Here is a 19951-nt window from a genome sequence, read left to right as displayed (position 1 = left end):
TAATCTAATACTAACAGAGCATACCATTAGCGAGTTGTTAATAAGGAGTGAGTAATGGAACCTAAGCGTTATTCTTCATTTGCAGAGTTTTATCCATTTTATCTGTCGCAACATCAAGATCCCGTTTGTCGAAGACTGCATTACATTGGCAGTAGCATTATTTTAGTGATCATTATTAACACTTTGATTAACCAACATTGGTGGCAGTTATTGTGGTTGCCGGTAGTCGGTTATGGTTTTGCATGGTTAGGGCATTTTATATTTGAAAAAAATCGCCCCGCAACATTCACTTATCCGCTATACAGCTTATGGGCAGATTGGGTCATGTTTGGTCAAATGATAAGGCGTTTATGGCGCAAATAACCCTGGAAGTATTAACTTGCTCACGCTTTTGTAAGCAATATCCTACAAGTGTGTAAGGGATCTTATCTAAAGTTGTCAGTGTTTAACGTTATAAATTATTGTTAATCTTTTAAAATCAGGTAATTACATTTTTCTAACGATTTACTGACATGTGGGATGTGTATTTAAATGGAGTTGAGTGACTTTTATCGGCGTTTATTTTGGCTAGAATGTAGTTATCGAAAGCGGGTCATCAGTTGGTTTTCTTAGGATGAGAAATAAGACTAATGATGCTTAAGAATATTAAGGATGATACTAGGACACGCTCACGGATTAGGGCATAAGCTCGGCAAATGGATAGCCGAATCAAGGATGGGTGAAGACAGTAAATAGTCGACACAAGGAAAAAAAGGATAGGGCTGCAGGATGCAGCTGGGATAATTCAACGGATTGAATAGATTTACCGCTCAGCCAACGGATAGGCTGTTCAAAGGAATGAAACTCATGCGTTTGTTTGTGTTACACAAATAGACAAGGAAATGAGAACAGGGAAAAGGACTGCAGGAAGCATGTTTACATGGATGGTGCAGGGAGCAAATTTCAGCCGGATTGCTGACAAAAGTGTTAACGGGCACAACCTTATAACTTAAGGTTGTGCCTTTTTGCTTTCTGGCGGAAATTATCCAGCCTTAGAATAATGTATTGGTTACGATGATGTATGCTTCGTTACCCTTAAAGCACAGTGCTTAAAGTTATGCAGATGCCAATTTATGATCATTTTTCTGTTTAGTTAGCATTAATGGTGAATATATATAGACCGTTTAAATCTTTGCAAACCTAGCCTTTATTATCTACATTTCATAATCAATCCAAAAGTATACAAAAATAAATTTCCCTATATTATTGTTTGTAAAGTAATAATTGTTAAATCTAATGATGTTCTTTTGGATATTCTTTTAGATGTTCTTATATTGCTAAGGATGTAACTACTCTATGAACAGTGAAATTGATATTAATCGGTTAATTGTTCGGTAAATAGTGAGTAAATTGTGTGACAATAGCCTCATTTTTTCAGTCTTAACACTGCTCTGATGTATGCTTTGTATTTCGTTCTGCATGTTGTTGCTTAATGGTTTATTCATCTGTGCGTGTCGCTTGAAGAGGGATTTATTTGATGTGGTTACAACGAGAGATGACACTTAACTCTAAAAGACGAGGATTTCATTTAATTACTGATGAAGTGATAGCACGGCTGCCAGAGCTAGGAGGTATCAATGTTGGCTTATTGCATGTGTTTATTCAGCATACTTCAGCATCGCTGGCGATAAACGAAAATGCTGATCCTACTGTTCGTGGCGATTTGGAACGGCATTTTAATGTACTCGCACCAGAAGGTGCGCCATACTTCCAGCATACTTATGAAGGTGCCGATGATATGCCTGCGCATATCAAGTCGACCCTGATTGGGGCTAGTCAGTCAATTCCGATTACCCATGGGCGTTTGAACTTGGGTATTTGGCAAGGTTTATATTTATGTGAGCATCGGGACCATGCTTCGGCGCGCACAATTATTATCACCTTGCAGGGTGAATGATTTAAAAAGGTTAAATTGCAATACTAAGGTAACAAAATTGCCTATTTTACATTCATTTCTCACGTTAATAATTGACTTTGCTTGTGTCAGTAAATGTAAAGATGCTAAATTCAAGCAGATAAATGAGATGTGTAAAATATGCAATGTTACTGGTGTTTTTTTACGATAAGATTTTACATATAAATGTTTTATATATAAAAACGGCCCTAAAATTCAAAAATGAATTACGCATAATAATAGGTGGGTTTACGTGATATCTGTATATTTGGTTGACGACCATGAACTCGTGAGAACGGGTATTCGTCGCATTTTGGAAGATGAACGCGGTATTAAAGTCATCGGTGAAGCACCTGATGGAGAAACAGCCGTACAGTGGTCTCGACAAAATGAAGCGGATGTCATTTTAATGGACATGAATATGCCTGGTATGGGGGGATTAGAAGCCACCCGTAAGATTTTACGCTATCAGCCAGACGCTAAAATTATTGTGTTAACCGTACAAACAGAAGACCCTTTTCCGACCAAAGTGATGCAGGCTGGTGCTTCTGGTTACTTAACCAAAGGTTCCACATCGCCAGAAGTATTGCGTGCCATTACTCAAGTGGCTCGTGGTCAACGTTATTTGTCGCCAGAAATTGCGCAACAGATGGCGCTAAGCCAATTCAACCACTCTGACGAGAATCCATTTAGCAGTTTGTCTGAGCGAGAATTGCAAATTATGATGATGATAACCAATGGTGAAAAGGTTAATGATATTTCTGAAAAATTAAATTTAAGCCCTAAAACTGTCAATAGCTATCGTTATCGACTATTTGCCAAACTGGGGATCGGCGGTGACGTTGAGTTGACCCGTTTAGCTATCCGTTACAAAATGCTCGATACAGGTTCATTCTAGTCAGGAATAATGTATTCCTCGCAACGCATTAAGTAGCTTTAATCATGCCAAGTGGTTTTAACGCCAAATCTTTTTTAAAACATGTCACCTCAGCGCCTGGTGTTTATCGAATGTACGATAAACACCAACAGGTTATTTATGTTGGTAAAGCCAAAGATCTCAAAAAACGCTTAAGCTCGTATTTTAGAGTCAATATCGCCAATGTTAAAACTCAGGCGCTGGTTTCGCATATCGATCATATTGATGTGACCGTTACGCACAGCGAAACTGATGCGTTATTGCTCGAAAACGATTACATCAAACAGTACATGCCCAAATACAACGTGCTGTTGCGTGATGATAAATCTTATCCGTATATTCTTTTGAGCGGCCATAAGCACCCTCGACTTGCTTATCATCGTGGTCCAAAACGTGAAAAAGGTCATTATTTTGGCCCATACCCTAATGGTGGTGCAGTCCGTGAGAGTTTGCATTTAATGCAAAAGCTGTTTCCAATCCGTCAATGCGATGACTTATATTATAAATCCAGATCTCGGCCTTGTTTACAGTATCAATTAGATCGTTGTAGTGCGCCTTGTGTGGGGATTGTCAGTGATGAGGAATACAGCGAACAGGTCAAATTAGCCGGTTTATTTTTACGCGGCAAAGACAAACAAGTCATATCACAGCTGGTGGCCAAAATGGAGACCGCTGCAATTGATATGGAATACGAGCGTGCGGCACAGTATCGCGACCAAATTACCGCATTAAGGCGCGTAGCAGAGCAGCAGGAAGTGTCAAATCATAAAGGCGATATGGATGTCATCGGCGTCGATTACGCCTCAGGTATTGCCTGTTTTCATCTATTGTTTATTCGCGATGGTAAAATTTTTGGTAGTCGCAGCTATTATCCTTCAGTACCCGCAGAAACTGAAATTGAAGAAGTGTTGTCATCATTCTTGGGCCAGTTTTACCTTAATGCCGATATTCAGCGCACTATTCCAAAAGAAGTCATTCTCAGCCATCACTTTGACGGTATAAAAGAATTAGAAGCGTCGATAGAACACGCATTAGATAAAAAGTTTGAGTTAAAAACGCAAGTAAGAGGCGACAGAGCTAATTTTTTACGTCTTGCCATGACTAACGCCAGTAATGCCGTCGCGACCAGACTGTCACATAAGAATACTGTTGAACAACGTTTTCAATTACTTGAAGAAGCACTTGAACTTAATGAACCGATTAAGCGGATGGAATGTTTTGATATCAGTCATACTATGGGCGAAAGCACTGTGGCATCGTGTGTGGTGTTTAATCGAGAAGGGCCGCATAAAGCCGATTATCGCCGTTACAATATTACCGGTATTACCGGTGGTGATGATTATGCCGCGATGGAACAGGCAATAAGCCGTCGATTTGATAAAATCGACAACAATGGCAAAGTACCCGATTTAGTCTTCATTGATGGTGGTATTGGCCAGTTAAGAGTGGCGCAAACGATTGTCGATGAAAAGTGTGTCAATATTGATAATCCACCATTACTCATTTGCGTGACTAAAGGTGAGGGTCGCAAAGCAGGCCTTGAAACCTTTATTGTTGGTGGCAGTGAACAAGCTTTCGATATTCCCAGTGATTCGCCTGCATTTCACTTAATGTTGCACATTCGCGATGAGTCACATCGCTTTGCGATTACCGGACACCGTAATAAACGTCAGAAAACTCGCAATACTTCTACCTTAGAATCCATCGCAGGTGTGGGCCCTAAAAGGCGTAAAGCTTTGTTGCAACATTTAGGCGGAATTCAAGAAGTGAAGGGCGCTAGCGTGGCTGAATTGACAAAAGTACCCGGAATTAGCTTAGAAATGGCACAAACAATTCATGATGCATTGCGAGGGGGCTAAAATTAAGGCAAGATTGGCGCTGCTTCTGACAAATTGGTCTTTTTATGCCGTTTAACTTACCTATTGCACTGACATTATTCCGTATTGCTTTGTTACCCGTATTTATAGCGGTATTTTATTTACCATATCCATGGGCACCATTTGTTTCGGCATTTATTTTCTGGTTGGCCGCTTTGACCGATTGGTTAGACGGTTATGCTGCGCGTAAACTTGGTCAACTAACCCGATTTGGCGCTTTTTTGGATCCAGTTGCAGATAAAGTCATGGTGTCGACCGCATTAGTGCTGTTGGTTCAACAAAATGACAATGTGTACTTAACCTTAGCAGCGTTATTTATGATTGGTCGCGAAATTGTTATTTCAGCCTTGCGTGAATGGATGGCCGAAATAGGCAAACGTGGCGTAGTTGCCGTGTCTTGGATTGGTAAATATAAAACTGCCACGCAAATGATCGCGATTATTGGATTGATTTGGAAACCCACACCTTGGCTAACTGATGTCGCTTACGGCTTGTTTTATATTGCCGCAGCACTGACGTTCTGGTCGATGATGAGTTACATTTCAGCAGCTTGGAAAGATTTAACGGCAGAATAGCGTAATAATAGTTCAATAAGATTATTTAGTGCGCAAACAGTCATAATTGCGTAAATCAATAATTGACACACGAGGTTAATTCGGTAGAATGCCTCCCCGTAGACAAGTGATGAGTCAACAACAAGCCTTAGGGTTTTATGTTAACTAACACGATTAATGCGACATTAGTTTAGTTTGATAGGTTGAAAGACGATACCTTTCTTGCTGATATAATAAAGCATTAAAATGATTGAATACGCGACATTAGCTCAGTTGGATAGGTTGAAAGACGATACCTTTCTCGCAGATTTAATAACGTGTTGAAACGATTGAATAAGCGACATTAGCTCAGTTGGTAGAGCGATACCTTGCCAAGGTATAGGTCATCGGTTCGAACCCGATATGTCGCTCCAATTTCTTATCTTATCCGATGGATTTGAATTTGGTTAAAGATGGCGCGATGGCAGAATGGCTATGCTACGGATTGCAAATCCGTCTATCTCGGTTCGACTCCGGGTCGCGCCTCCACAAAATTGCGTTTAATGGTTACTTTAAGTAACGGTTAAAACAACACTTTGCCCGAGTGGTGGAATCGGTAGACACAAGGGATTTAAAATCCCTCGCTGAATAAGCGTGCCGGTTCAAGTCCGGCCTCGGGTACCATCATTTACATACGTAAGTATGGTGTAAAAAAGCCTCAACATTAGTTGGGGCTTTTTTATATCTGAAATTTAATGATAAAGAATAAAGATGAAATCCCTGACGCTGTTGTTGAACATCAGACGTGGCATTTTTGTGGATATGTCCTACGGCCATGAGTACAAAAGTACAAAGAAAACACCTGGATCCCGGCTTAAAAACACTGCCGGGATGACGAGAAGGTAGCTAACAAGCTATAAACATCGAAGTTATTGATGAGCCTGTGCTCTACAACGCCAACAGCTGTGGTAAATACTCACTGTCTAAAGCTGCAATATCGATTTGTTCGGTGAGCACATCATGCAATATTTGATGACTGGTCAACGGATTGGCGAGTACCACGCGAAATACTGTCGTTTGTTGACGTAAGTATTTTGCTGGCTTAATACGTGTGCGTGACACAAACGATTTGCCTTGTTCGCGTTGATGCTTTTGAATAAATTGCGTCAGTCCATCGAGTAGTTCATTGATTGATGCAACTAAAACGCTATCTTGGTTGGCTAGAGCTGTAGTAAGTATGGCTTGCACCGATTTTGGTACATAACGATAGGTCAGCAAACATAACTCAGGCTCAGTGACTAACTCAAAATCAGGGTGTTGGTCGATGATTGAGGCAAAGTAACGGGCTTTTTCTAGGCTGTTATTAATGAGGATTTCATAGCCATCGCGGCCAATAATTTGAAGACAAGCATGTACGAGCATTGCCATTCCAGGTCGCGAACCTTCCAGCGTTTGACTGCCTAGGTCTTTTGAACCCACCCGTAGAATATATTCAGCATGATGCACTATGGCTTGCGCCAGTTCAGGGTCTTTAAATAACACCATACCGGCGCCCATTGGAACATACATTTGCTTATGGGCATCGATAGTAACGGAGTCAGCTAACTCGATGCCTTTTAGTAAATGGCTATATTTTTTGGACAATAAACTTGCGCCGCCCCATGCCGCATCTACATGGAAATGACAATTTAGCTCGCTGGCTAACACTGCTAATTCAGTTAAGGGATCCACATTGCCTGTTTCAGTTGTACCCGCGATACCAACAATGGCCATGACTTTTATATTTTGTTGTGCCAGCTTTTCTGCTGCATCACGCATGGCAGCAACATCGACTTTATGATGCTCATCTGTTGGGATGCTAATGATGTTATCTCGGCCAATACCCAATAAGTCGGCAGTTTTGCCCAAAGAGTAATGACCGCGATCGGACACTAAAATAGCAAGGTCATCATAGCCATAAAAACGCAATGCTTTCGTCATTCCTTCGCGGGTGACGCCTTTAAATTCGCCGCGTGGTTGTAACAGCCGGTTTCGGGCAATCCACAGTGCGGTGATATTGGCAACGGTGCCACCTGAGCAAAATGCCCCGAGTGAGTGGTTAGCACTGTGCATCCATTGGTGATAGAAATCATCAGATTGTTGATACACCAAATGATGCATCATGCCTAACACTTGGCGCTCTAATGGGGTAAAGGCTTTCGATGTTTCAATTTTGACTAAATTTTGATTTAGACCCACCATCATTTTTGACAGTGGTAACACGAAATAAGGCAATGCCGAGGTCATGTGTCCAATAAAACTGGGTGCTGAAGTATGGACTGAATGAGCGACTAGGTTTTGCATGATTTCGTCGGCATAATCAGAAACGAACTTGGGATCGGTCGGTATCTGATAGGCGCTAAAGTCAGTTTCTATTTCTGACAGCGGTTTTTCCAGTGCGGCGATGCTGTTACCTAAAAAACCTGCGAGGTCTTGAGACAGCTTTTGCTCAATAATGCTCAACGTCGAGGTTGAATCTTCAGGGGCGGTAAAAATTCGCAGTAAGCTGTCTTCTGAAGCGTTTGCTTGACGGGTGATTTTCGAGGTCATTTTGCTTGCCGTAATGATGAAAACTTCATCCTGATAGCATTGACGGGTGCTTTACGATTAACGCTACACCTTCAGGATGAAATGAGGGTGCTAACTTTACTGTATGGCTGGTTTCGCTTCAAGTATTTATCGTGTTATTACTGCGGATTAGCTGCGTTAATTCAGAATATGAATGATGTTGATATGAATAATCCAGCACAAATGCGATAAGGCATTTGTGCTGGATTAGATTACTTGTCTGCAAATGAAAGTGACATCATTGCCGCAATGTTGCGCGCGGTATTGGTTAGATTAACCTGGGCTTCAGACAATACTTGCTCTAAGGGCTGCAACGCAGGAATGATAGGAAAAATAGCATGCATGCCTTCGGCTAAAATAGCATCTGCATTTTCACCAAGGCATCCTGAAATACCGATAACCGGAATATTAAGTTGTTTGGCCACATTCAATACTCCCATAGGGGTTTTACCAAACACGGTTTGACCGTCTATTCGACCTTCACCGGTAATAACCAGATCAGCATTGAGACAATGTTGTGCCAACTTAACGCTTTTAGTGACAATATCGACCCCAGGTTTTAAGGTTGCATTTAACATTGTCATTACGCCAAATCCCATACCGCCAGCAGCCCCAGCACCAGGGTGTAATTGACAGTGTCCATCAATTGACTGGTTAAGGTGTTGGTTAATGATATGAGCAAAATGCCCCAAAGTGAGATCAAGTTGCTCAACCATCTCAGTAGTAGCCCCTTTTTGTGGACCAAAAATAGCACTGGCGCCTCGTGGCCCGCATAATGGATTATCGACATCGCACGCAACTTCAATTACGCACTCCTTAATGGCTGGATGGCATGATTGCATGTCGATGTAATGTAATTCGGCGAGGGCAGCTCCACCAAAAGGTAATGGAGTATTGCTTATATCACTGAGTTGGACTCCTAAGGCCTGCATCATGCCTGCGCCTGCATCGTTAGTCGCACTGCCACCTAGGCCTAAAATGATGTGTCTTATGCCTCTGTCTAATGCGTCGGCAATCAACTCACCAGTACCAAAACTGGTGGTTAATAATGGATTACGTTGAGTGGATGGCACCAGATGTAAACCTGATGCGGCAGCCATTTCGATTATTGCAGTTTGGTTTCCATCCTCATCAAGTTGTCCAAGCACGCCATAAAATGCGTTAACAGGTAAACCTAAAGGCCCTGTGACAGTGAGATTAATAATCTGTCCTTGGGTGGCATCGACCATAGCTTGTACTGTACCTTCACCGCCGTCGGCCATTGGCACCTTACAATATTGCGCGTTTGGGAATACCTGTTTAAATCCATTCTCAATGGCATTAGCCACTTCTAGGGCGCTTAGGCTTTCTTTAAATGAATCTGGTGCAATAACAATTTTCATATAAGACTCTGATTAATAATTTACAGTAAAAATAAGCTTAGTAGATAAACGGTAATCATCGCCGTGATTCCCTGGATTAAGGTGGCCATTGTTTGGGCCCGATACGCTTGTTTGACACTCATGCGGCTAAATTGAGTCACCACCCAGAAGAAGCTATCGTTTGCATGTGAGACGGTCATCGCACCCGCACCAATTGCCATTACGGTTAACACTCGGCCCATTTCTGAGGCTAAACCAATATCGCCTAGTAATGGTGCCACTAATGCTGAGGTAGCGACTAATGCCACCGTAGATGAACCTTGTGCTGATTTGAGTGCCGCGGCCACGATAAACGGCATAAAAATACCCACACCTAAAGCGGACAAGCTGCTACCCAGAAATGCACCAATCTCAGTGGCTTTTAATACCGCGCCAAATGCACCGCCAGCACCGGTGATCAATAAAATTGGCGCTGATACCACTAAACCTTGGCTGATACGATCGCTAAACTCTTTGATTTTTTGGTTGCTTTTTAACAGCGATAACGACAGAAATAGGCCGATCATTAAGGCGTTAACAGGTTGGCCCAAGAACACTAATAAATCGAATAAGCCTTGTTCACCTAATGGTTTTGAAGGGAAGTTAGCCACCGAGCCTAAGCAGATTAAAATGATAGGTACAAAAATAGGCGCAAATGCTTTGGTAGGGCTAGGTAATTCGCCATAGGTTTTCTTTAGATCATCAAAATCTTCTTGCTGCAGATTCAGTTCTTCGGCGCCTTCTCCGTCTGGCTGCTCATTGGCAAAACGATTGGCCCACAACATACCGGCAAAAGCGGCAATGGCAGCAACAAACACACCGACAGCAATAACGAGTCCAAGTTGTGATTCAAGACCAAGATTACCCGCTGCAGCTATAGGACCTGGGGTTGGCGGCACAAAGGTATGAGTAGCGTATAACCCTGTTGCCAGCGCAACGCTCATGGCAACTTGAGACACTTTCATCCGGTTTGCCATTGACTGTTTTAATGAATTTAAAATCACAAAACCTGAATCACAAAAAACAGGGATCGACACTAAGTAGCCAATCATTGACATAGTTAACGTTGGGAATCGTTGGCCAAACAGTTTAATGACCACATCTGCCATAGTTATGGCTGCACCACTTTTTTCGAGAATGGTGCCAATAATCGTACCGAGCACAATGACTAAGCCGATGTAACCTAAAATACCACCGAAACCGCCAGTGATGGTTTTGGCAATTTCATTGCTGGGTAAACCATAGGCAAATGCGGTGAGAAATGAGGCTAAAATGAGGGTTAAAAAAGGGTGCAGTTTAAATTTAGAGGTGGCGATGACGATAAAGGCTATCACGCCGATTAAGATCAATATTAGTCCCATAGAGTACTCGTTATTTATTATTGTAGGGGGTGGTTTAGTATTCATCATAGTAAACCATTACCTATAAATTACTTTGTGCGCTTGCACTAATAAATCTACGAGTTAATACTATTTTTGTGCTGACGCACAATTAAGTGCTAGGTTGGTGGATTAACTGACCTAAATATAAACTCAGTAATCCATTAAAACTGTGTAAATCAATATTGGTGATAGTTTGAATTTTATCTAATCGGTAACGCAGTGTGTTTCGATGGATAAACAAACTGTTAGCACAGGCTTGGATGTCTCCCATGTGTTCTAGATAAGCGGCAAGTGTTTTTTGCAATTGTTGGTTATTGTCAACTGCAATGAGTTTCATATAAGGCCCAGCAAGCGCATTACCTCGCCAGTGGTGCCGTAACCCTGATAACAGTACTTGTAAGCTGTAGTCTTGGTATAAATATTTGGTTTTTGTTGGATGTAATCTTTTTCCAATATCTAACGTTTCTTTGGCGGTGCGATAGGAGTAACTAATGCCTAATTCACCACTGAAATAATGCCCCAATGAAATATGCAGGCTAAGTTGCATATTGGCGGGTAAGCGTTTGAGTAATTTGTTGATGCGTTGGTTTTCAAGCTCAGGGTCAAATTGCTTACCATCTAAAAAAGCCGGCTTTAAAATAACTAATTGAGTGAGTGATGTCATCGCAATTAAGTTATCGCGTACAGGATTTTGTAATAAATACAGTACTTGTTTTAATGCTTGATTGTCTTGTTGATATAATGGGTTTTTGTTATCAAGTTCGATAATGGCGGCCACTCGCGGTACGCTTAAATCGACACCTAATTGCAATGCCCATTGTTGTAAAGAAGGCAAGTCTTGCTCATTGGCATGAATGAGTTGCGAAATAAACTCCTCTTTTTGACGATTCTTCCACTCTAATTGCTCTTGCAAATTTGCTTGCTCGACAATCATCTCTGCTGTCATCTTAAGCAGTTCACCATAGTGGCTTAATGTGTCTGGCTCGCCAGTGATACCGATAACGCCAACCACTTGACCTTGGTAATGCAATGGCAAATTTAGCCCAGGTTTGACGCCATGTAAGTTTGAAGCGATGGCTTGGCTTATTTCAACATTGCGATTTTGGCTGATAGCTAATAGTGCCCCCTCATGTACAGTGCCAATCCGATCGATATCGCCTGAACCTAATATCACTGCTTGAGCATTCATAACATTGATATTATGACCAATAATTTTCATGGTTCGGTCGACAATTTTAGTGGCAATTAGTGTATCAATTTGAAACATGAATTTCTCTGGGCAATCAATATCGGTACTGAATGATACCTGATGTTCGCTAAGTATTGGGAGGAGGTTGGTGCTTAAATGCATTGGAAATTTAAAAAACAAGCAATGGTCTTTAACAAGCAATAGGGGAGGAAAGATGAGCAACATAAAATGGGGGGCACATCCATTTGCCCAAACTTCAATCACAAGCTATTCACCTTGTTAATATAATGTTAAATCTGGTGTAATTGCAAGTTTTTTATACAATAGGATGCTAGCGACCGTTTTTGTGTCTAAAGGTCATTAAATCAAATGATATAAAAACGCCAACCTAGATAAGGTTGGCGTCATTTTTAATGTGATCGACTTGGTTATATTACCGTGATATCACTTACAGACTATAACTCACGTTGAGCATGATCATGTGTGCAGTGTAGTCATGCTGTAAATTACCTAAACTCATGACATTCCAAATGGTATCTGGCTCAATATCATTGGCGTCATCATTATCAAGGTATTTTTCCATTTTGTAGTCTATACGCAAGGCCATTTTTTCGGTGGCTTGATATTGTGCGTACACATTAATGTTATGTACTTTTGCAAAATAGTCACCGTAATCGCCACTAATTCCCTGTCTTACTTGGGTAGTACTGTCTGAGTCTGAGTAGGTATAATCTAAGCCTAAGCGTAAACGACTGTCCATTAAATTATTGTAACTTAAGCCTGCTCCAACAACATCGACAGTGTCTTCAATATCGGCTTGCCAAGTCGCTATACTTAAATTGGCGCTGCCAGATTGAGCCGATTTGATGATTTGATGGTTATAAAATGTATTAACATTCATATCGTCATTAATCATGTAGCTCAGATTAATATCGTAGTTTGTGTCTTTTGATTCAGTTAAACCTATTTGCGTATTTGTATAGTCATCATATGCATAGCGAACCCCAAAATCGACGTTCAAGTTATCAATAGGGCTATGATTAATACGCGCCTCTATTTGAGTGCGGTCACGGTCGGCCAAATAGTATCGACGTAGCAACGGATTTTGTTCTGCAGATGACGATTCTGATGCTTTATATTCTGAACCATCTCTCTTGCTCAAACTACCTTTAAGCCACATATCCCACATGTCAAAACTATTGACGCGTAAACGTGCCCAGACGTTATTATCGTCAGTGGTTTCTCTGCCTTGATTACTGCGTTCATCTCGTTTGAAATCATAACCCGCATCGAGTTTTAAACCATGGTTGATACGATAGTCAGTGGATAATTTAGCGCTATGGGTAGTGAGATCGTATGGCGTGTTATACCGCACTTTGCCGGTAACATCGTTAATGCTAATTTGAGTCCATTGTTCGATTTGGGTGTTGTTTTCTCTGTCGTTATAATCATAACTGCCAGTGAGACGCCATGCTCGGCTGAGCTTAGTCACCGCTTTAAGTGTCATGCCGGTGATATCAACTTTTGCATCAATAGAATCTGCCGGTAATGAATAGCCATAACCTATGCTAGTTAATTGCTGATCTTGGGTCATTTGGCCCATGAGTAAACGGCCACTTAAGCTGGTAATGGAATCGTTATATTGGCCCATTAGCGAAATAGTATGGGCCTCGTTATCTGGGTCTAGCGCCATATAACCACGACTTTGCGCCCCAAACGTAGGGTTAAAGGCGCTGTCAAAACCAAGCTGCTGGTGGTTATTGCAAAACACTGAACCATTGTAGTTTATGCTGGTAAACCAGTGATCACCACGGAGTTTAATCCCAGCGTTTAAGATGTCGGTGGTGTAATCAACCGGCTCCGCTAACATCATTGACTGGTTGAAAAAACTGCCAGAGGCAACTTTGGTTCCGGTTTTCTCTTCACGCTGAAAATTAACGTAGGTTGTGAACAGTGATTCTGTTTGATATTCAAATCCTAGACCGGCACGTTCACGTTTAAGCGACAATTCAAATGGGGTTAAACTGCTATAAAGCATTGGCATGTCTGAGCTTGAACCTGCCGTTACCCAATTATCCGCTAAAGTAAGATTATCGCTGCCGATATTCTGGTAAGGACTTAAGGCATTATTGCTCTGATACGTAGCGATGGAGCGATAACCTAGATTGAGGCGATACAATCCAAGTTTACCGACATCTATTTCCATACGGCCATTGTCCATGCCCATGTTATTTGCGACAACTTTTGCTTGGTAGCCATTGTCACCGCGATACTTTATATCGGCATCCACTTTGCCCGCTGTTTGATTACTGCTATTAAAGGCGTTGGCTGAGTTAATATCGTCTTCGCTGTTGTAACCAATACCGACACCGACATTTCCAGTGGTACCAGTTTCGACAGCACAAGCCTTACAATTCCAAGCATCATATTTAATATTGTCGGTTTTAGCATTTGCTAGGCCATAACCATCAGCCATCAGGCTAAAGCTGGTACTAGTGAGTAACGCTAAGGTAATGAGGTTCAATTTGGTATTCATAATATAATCTCCTTAGCGCTGCAGTAACTTACCAGACGGATGGTTTGAACCATGCACCTGACTATGACAATTTAAGCAGCTGCGACCACCAGTAAAGGCATTACCATTTACTGTTGAACCCATATCAGTGTTACCTAGATAAGCGTTGCTTGTGTGATTGTCACTCGCATGACATTGCTGACACAGTTGTGGCGCACGAGTTTTGAGCATTGCATCGTTCACAGAACCGTGTGGATTATGGCAATTGACGCAATTTTCGGTTACGGGTGCATGCTCCCACAGCTTTGGGCCGCGTTTCTCAGCGTGACATGAATAACACGTTTCATTGACTGTTGGCTGAACAAGATCTGAATCGCTCAAACTGCCATGTGGATTATGACAGTCGCTACAGGTCATTTGATTCCATTTCATTGGATGACTGGTGCGCTTGTTCATGTCAGCTTTTTGTCTGGTGTGACAAGTGGTACATACTTCGACTTCTGTTTGTTTTGACAGTACTGGGTCATGTTCAGCATGTATGCTATGACAAGATGCACATGCCACATCGGCATTGGCGTGATGACTACTGTCCCATGCCACGCGTTTGTCGTCGAGATGACAGCTCATGCACACACTGTTTTGCTTGTCTGCAGCGAGTGTTGAAGTTGGGCCAAAGGTAATCATTGGCTCTTTACCACCACGATTATGTGAACCTAGTGGGCCGTGACACGCTTCGCACTGTAATCCAGCCATTGGACTTTTTGATGAATCAATTGCGCCATGAGCACCTTTGAATAAATCCATGACCTTTTTTGATTTTTTATGACACATTAAACAAGTGTCGGCACCCTTTGGTGAGTATTTTCCTTCGGCGAATTTTTTATCGAGTGTTGCTTCAACTTCTGCCGGTGTCATGCTGGCATCCCACTTTGCCGCCTGTACATGACTCGACATAAACAGCGTCGATGCAATAAGGCAGAGCAGGGCTAAAAATAAGGTATTTATTGAATGTGTGGTCTTCATAAGTAGACTTCCTAATTTGTCCATTTTGATGATCAACAAGTTGATTACGTAAGCCATAGCATGAGAGAGAAGCAGGGCTTCTCTCTCAATGGACAAATTAAAGCTTCACTTGTGTGTGGTTTTCAATGGTGGGTGCGTGGCAGAAGAAACAGGTTTCTAACTGCGCAGCATCATTGGCTTCTTGATAGCTACCATTAACAACCGCACCTTGACTTTGTGCATGCTGCGAAATCGTGTCAAAGCCATGACAAGATGCGCACGTTGCAGTGATAGGTGTTGTATAAAGGCCTTGCGACGTAGCAAGTGCACCTTTAACTTTGAATGCATCAAGATTAAAGTCGTTGTGACACTGAGTGCAGTCTTTGATAATGCCTTGCTCACCATGAACACTGTGCAATTTCATTTCAATGGCACCTTGATTAGCACCAGAAGCATAAGTGCCATCTGGCGTATGACAAGCCACACAACCATCCAAACCTATGGTGACTTCGCCATTAAGTTCACGGGCTAACTGTTCTGACATCACAAAACCAGCATGGTGGCCTTTATGTAACTCAAAAGTATCTCCATGGCAATTATCACATGAACCAAAATTGACCGAGTCAGTGTGACGATAGCTAGGCGCATTACCAGAGAAAGTGCCTACTGTGAGCTCGGCTTTCATACTGGTAGTTGCTACGCCGTCGGCACAATCAATGGCTTGAATACCATCGTTACACATTTCAAGACCAATAAAACTAAAGGCGGTATCTGTGTCGCCTGCGCCAAATGGCAGTGATGCAATGTTATAGACTAAGTTACCTGATTCAATGACTACATCGGCTTGTAACAGACCCGCTTTGATAAAGTCTTTACTGATTTTGGCTAAACCGCTTCCTGGGCTAGGGTTATATCCCATAATTGGAAAGTTAGGTCCGACGTTAGTGATGGTTTCAATTCGTTGAATTTTGCTGACTAAGCTTGCAGCATCAATGGCCGTACCATTAGCATCTAAAATCGTTACCGATAGGGTAGCTGACTTGTCTTCGGTGCTTGATTTATTAGCCGTTAGTGTTGCTGTCATGCCGTATAAATCGATAAATGCTTTTTTCTGAGTATACGAAGTTGTGTGTAATTCTTCTGTCCAACTTGCATTATGACAAGCTATACAATTTGAATTATCCACTTGTTGCGGATGACCTTGACCCGTTTTAAAGTCAATATCGGTATGGCAACTTGAACAGGCTTCCATGGTTGGAATTCGAGACCAGTTGTTCGATTCGCTCAGTTGTTCAGAATCAACATGACAAGTGGTGCAATTATCTTGCACTATCGCATGCGCTGCTTCTGCACTCTTGTCCAAGTTGCGGCCATACATTTTGGCATTGTTATGAACATTATGAATTAAGTGACTGAACTCAACTTGAACCTTGTCTTTTTCAATGGCCATTTCGTTGGTATGGCAAGATGTACAGGTTTCTAAATCAGTGTAGCTATGATAAATACTTTCACCCTTTGCATGGCAGGTATTACAAGTAGCGCCACTGACGATGTTTTTAGTGTATTTAGCTTCAAATCCTTCGCCGTCAAAATCTTCGGTGATTTCAGTACGCGGCACTCCGGTAACGCCGTCTTGCAAGGTTGATGCACTTGCAATCACATTATAACGTTGGGTTAGCTCTGGGTTAAAGCCTTCAACATTGACGGTAAAACTGTAATTACCGTTACCATGGTCGGTAAAAGCTTTTTCGGAACCAATAAATTGCCATTGGGCTGAATTACCTGCACCACTTGCGCCAGCTGGAATGAGTTGGACGACTTTTTTAATTTCAAAGTCTTTAAGACCCGCTACAGGGAGATCTTTTTCATTGGTCGCAAATACTTCAATAGTCGGTTTGCTATCTTGATAAGTGACTTTAGTGATATCTAAGTTTAGCGTTTTAATTGCTTCAGCAGGCTCGCCACCAGGGTTTCCTGGATTACCAGCTTCACCATCATCGCCTCCGCCACAACCGACCAGTGTCATTGATGCTGACATAGCAAGTAACAATGCCATTTTTGTGTATTTTTTATTCATCATATTTTCCCTGCAAAGGTCATCCATCTAACTCACTGGCAGTATGTTCTGCAATTATCTTATTCAGTTAAGTTGATGTTGGAATTAATTTTCCCAACACTAAGATTACGTTACAAACAGCAACTCGTCTTTAAAACGAACGTAATTGTGTGATGATGATCAGCCTATTAATAAAGAGGTATGTAAAATGCGCAGTTTAACGGGGGAGGATTGTTCGGATAACAAAAAGACCTTAGTTATAAACTAAGGTCTTTGATGGATAAAACGCCAAGGTTGTTTCTTTTTACTGTTTAAAAACCATGTGTTTTAGTGACGCGGTCTACGGTATGACAGGTAGAACATATTTCTGATGCACGATTACGAGCATCGTCCTCACTGATCCCATCAACAATACCGCCATTAGATTCAATATGCGACACGGTGGCATCAGTACGATACTTTTGATGACAGCTTAAACATGCTCCAGTATCTGATGACATCCATACATCGGCTCCAGTATCGATATCGCCATAACGCCATACTCTGTCAGTGGCTCTACCAAGTTGGATCCCATCAGCGGTATGACAGGTTTTACAATCGGTTTTCAACACGGTTCCAGATTCAACACCGGCATATTTGAGGTAATGACCTTCAGCGCTGTGTGCTTTAAAGGCAAAGCTGGTCGATTTTTTGCCACCAGGGTAAGTATCGTCATTTTTAAGCGTCTTATCAGCGGTATGACAGGTTTGGCAATTGACACCATTGTCATAGTGATACACTTCTTGGTTATGGCAACCTTGACAGCTTTCTGTGTTGATAATGTTTCTACGTGTAGCAGTGGTTTGGCTAGTGTCTATTGCACTTGCAGCCATAACAAAATGGTATGGACTACTTTTAATTTCCACTTTCTGAACATCATCAGTACTACAAGCCGTTAGTTTAACTTCCGGTCTGCCGTAGCCACCATGATTAAAACAGGCTGTGACTGCTGACCATAGTTCAAATGTTTTACCCACATAATCTGTTGGTAAGGTGATCTTATCCCAAACTAAGGTCCAGCTATTATCTGCGTTGGCGGTACCTTCACTTAATCTAAGACGACGATTACTGTAACTGGCATCTTGATACGTTGGGTAGTTTTTGTCGCTGTCCCATGCCATAACGATACGGCTACCTTGGTCGATAAATTCTGCTGCAATAACATTAGCTGAAGCATCAGTAAATTTAATCGTAGTACTGAATTTCCCATCAGCAGTAACTATTACGTCGCTGAATACAGCGTTCATCGCTTGGGTTTCGTTATAGGCTTTCATCACATCGCCATGCGCTTCTTTTGCACTGCGACCATAGCCTTCTTCAACATGGCATGACGTACAATTTGTGCCGACACCAACATGTTGTTGAGACGCTAACTCTGTGTGACACGCAATACAAGCGGTATCACTTTTATTGGCATTAAACAGCGCGGCATCTTTGGGAGCGTTTGTGCCTTCTACGTGACATGCACTGCAATCGGCAGCAGGTTTTTGTGGATACATCACGTTACCGTAATTGTGTATTCCACCGCCATAGCCAATCACTTTATAAGGTGAGGCTACATCGCCATCAACAGTGCTGGTTACGCGGTCTTGGCCTTTATGGATGGCATGGATCATGTAAGTGAAATCAACACTGTTACCGGTTTCAGGATCACCAGATGTTGCGGTATGACATGATGCACAGTTTTCAAGATCGATTCGACGACCGCCGTGCAATGCTAAGCTTTCTGGTTGATGGCAGGTATAACAAGCATTAATCGAGACAACATCGCGTGATGCAATATCTTCGGTTAAGCCAGTCGAAGGTTGAAAATCGTAATGAGCATTGGCTGTGATTAATGGTTGTTTTAATTCCAATGTAATGCGCTGAGTGTCATCAGCTTGGTAAGTGATGCTTAACGGCTCTGTTACTTGAGCAATATTGGTTTGAAAGGTGTATGAGTATGAGCCATCTAGATTATCAACTAAGCAATCGGCACATTTTGAAGCAGCCTCCACTTCAGCTTGAAATTGCGCAGAAGGAGCAATATTGGTTTCATCAGCAGGGATCCAACTTGCATTAGGTTGCTTGGTTGTATTGATATAAGACTGCCATTGATAACCACGGTCGACTTCAACTTTAGCGCCATCAGCACCGACCATTTCAGTAACCGGGGTTAATTGAGCGATACCAAAACGAAGGTCATGATCTTTTGTTAGTCCCAATACCGCAACACCATTGGCATTTTTAAGAATAAAGTCAACACTGACTTTTCCATCGACTACGGTTGCATCGGTAAAGGTCGCTTTTAGGGTTGATGTCGCATCTATGTTTACACCAATAATACCATCTGGCCCATCTTCGCCATTAGTACCATCACTGCCTCCACAACCCGATAGCGCTAGAGCAATAAGCCCTGCACTCAATACCGCTTTTGCAGCGGGACTAACTGTTATTGTCTTCATCATGTATTCCCTGCATTTTTTGTTATCTCGCATTCACTACTGGTTATAAGTGTGCGGA

General features: G+C 42.0%; 13 protein-coding genes and 3 tRNA genes. 8 read left to right on the top strand and 8 right to left on the bottom strand.

The window, feature by feature from the left end:
* The first annotated feature begins 54 nt into the window (after positions 1-54).
* From AAEY94_RS00665 to AAEY94_RS00630, 8 genes are all read left to right on the top strand, one after another.
* Entirely contained in the window at positions 55-363 is a 309-nt protein-coding gene (locus AAEY94_RS00665) for an Mpo1-like protein (protein WP_059747951.1), read from the top strand.
* A 1153-nt stretch (positions 364-1516) separates the two neighbouring features.
* Positions 1517-1936 carry a secondary thiamine-phosphate synthase enzyme YjbQ gene (locus AAEY94_RS00660; protein ID WP_101087777.1) on the top strand — a complete coding sequence of 140 codons (420 nt, stop codon included), beginning with the start codon at positions 1517-1519 and terminating at the stop codon, positions 1934-1936.
* 250 nt (positions 1937-2186) lie between these two features.
* Positions 2187-2831 (top strand): UvrY/SirA/GacA family response regulator transcription factor, encoded by a 645-nt coding sequence (gene uvrY, locus AAEY94_RS00655; protein WP_011638098.1) that lies wholly within the window; start codon positions 2187-2189, stop codon positions 2829-2831.
* 44 nt (positions 2832-2875) lie between these two features.
* On the top strand, positions 2876-4708 hold the full coding sequence (gene uvrC / locus AAEY94_RS00650) for an excinuclease ABC subunit UvrC (protein ID WP_101087778.1): 1833 nt from the start codon (positions 2876-2878) through the stop codon (positions 4706-4708).
* Between the two features lie 44 nt (positions 4709-4752).
* A complete protein-coding gene (gene pgsA / locus AAEY94_RS00645) occupies positions 4753-5301 on the top strand; it encodes a CDP-diacylglycerol--glycerol-3-phosphate 3-phosphatidyltransferase (protein ID WP_011638096.1) in 549 nt (182 codons plus the stop codon).
* Between the two features lie 316 nt (positions 5302-5617).
* Positions 5618-5693 (top strand) — tRNA-Gly (locus AAEY94_RS00640).
* A gap of 41 nt (positions 5694-5734) precedes the next feature.
* Positions 5735-5808 (top strand) — tRNA-Cys (locus AAEY94_RS00635).
* A gap of 49 nt (positions 5809-5857) precedes the next feature.
* Positions 5858-5943: transfer RNA gene (locus tag AAEY94_RS00630), tRNA-Leu, on the top strand.
* A 264-nt stretch (positions 5944-6207) separates the two neighbouring features.
* Here AAEY94_RS00630 and panP read toward each other — a convergent pair.
* From panP to AAEY94_RS00590, 8 genes are all read right to left on the bottom strand, one after another.
* Complete coding sequence (panP, locus tag AAEY94_RS00625; protein ID WP_101087780.1) at positions 6208-7848, bottom strand: pyridoxal-dependent aspartate 1-decarboxylase PanP; 1641 nt, start codon at positions 7846-7848, stop codon at positions 6208-6210.
* A gap of 230 nt (positions 7849-8078) precedes the next feature.
* Complete coding sequence (locus AAEY94_RS00620; RefSeq protein ID WP_350976472.1) at positions 8079-9248, bottom strand: glycerate kinase; 1170 nt, start codon at positions 9246-9248, stop codon at positions 8079-8081.
* A 20-nt stretch (positions 9249-9268) separates the two neighbouring features.
* Entirely contained in the window at positions 9269-10627 is a 1359-nt protein-coding gene (locus AAEY94_RS00615) for a GntP family permease (RefSeq protein WP_182743722.1), read from the bottom strand.
* A 130-nt stretch (positions 10628-10757) separates the two neighbouring features.
* Positions 10758-11915, bottom strand: a complete 1158-nt coding sequence (locus AAEY94_RS00610) for a sugar diacid recognition domain-containing protein (protein WP_182743723.1) — start codon at positions 11913-11915, stop codon at positions 10758-10760.
* A 370-nt stretch (positions 11916-12285) separates the two neighbouring features.
* Complete coding sequence (locus tag AAEY94_RS00605; protein ID WP_350976467.1) at positions 12286-14373, bottom strand: MtrB/PioB family decaheme-associated outer membrane protein; 2088 nt, start codon at positions 14371-14373, stop codon at positions 12286-12288.
* 12 nt (positions 14374-14385) lie between these two features.
* Positions 14386-15375 carry a DmsE family decaheme c-type cytochrome gene (locus AAEY94_RS00600; protein WP_502959370.1) on the bottom strand — a complete coding sequence of 330 codons (990 nt, stop codon included), beginning with the start codon at positions 15373-15375 and terminating at the stop codon, positions 14386-14388.
* A gap of 97 nt (positions 15376-15472) precedes the next feature.
* Positions 15473-17434: an OmcA/MtrC family decaheme c-type cytochrome gene (locus tag AAEY94_RS00595; protein ID WP_350976464.1), complete on the bottom strand. Its 1962-nt coding sequence runs from the start codon at positions 17432-17434 to the stop codon at positions 15473-15475.
* Positions 17435-17721: 287 nt separating this feature from the next.
* On the bottom strand, positions 17722-19896 hold the full coding sequence (locus AAEY94_RS00590) for an OmcA/MtrC family decaheme c-type cytochrome (protein WP_101087793.1): 2175 nt from the start codon (positions 19894-19896) through the stop codon (positions 17722-17724).
* Positions 19897-19951 lie beyond the last annotated feature (55 nt).

This window comes from Shewanella sp. AC34-MNA-CIBAN-0136, assembly GCF_040309945.1.
Lineage (GTDB): Bacteria > Pseudomonadota > Gammaproteobacteria > Enterobacterales > Shewanellaceae > Shewanella.
The sequence above is the reverse complement of the archived record's forward strand: the minus strand, read 5'-3'. Positions and strand labels throughout refer to the sequence as shown.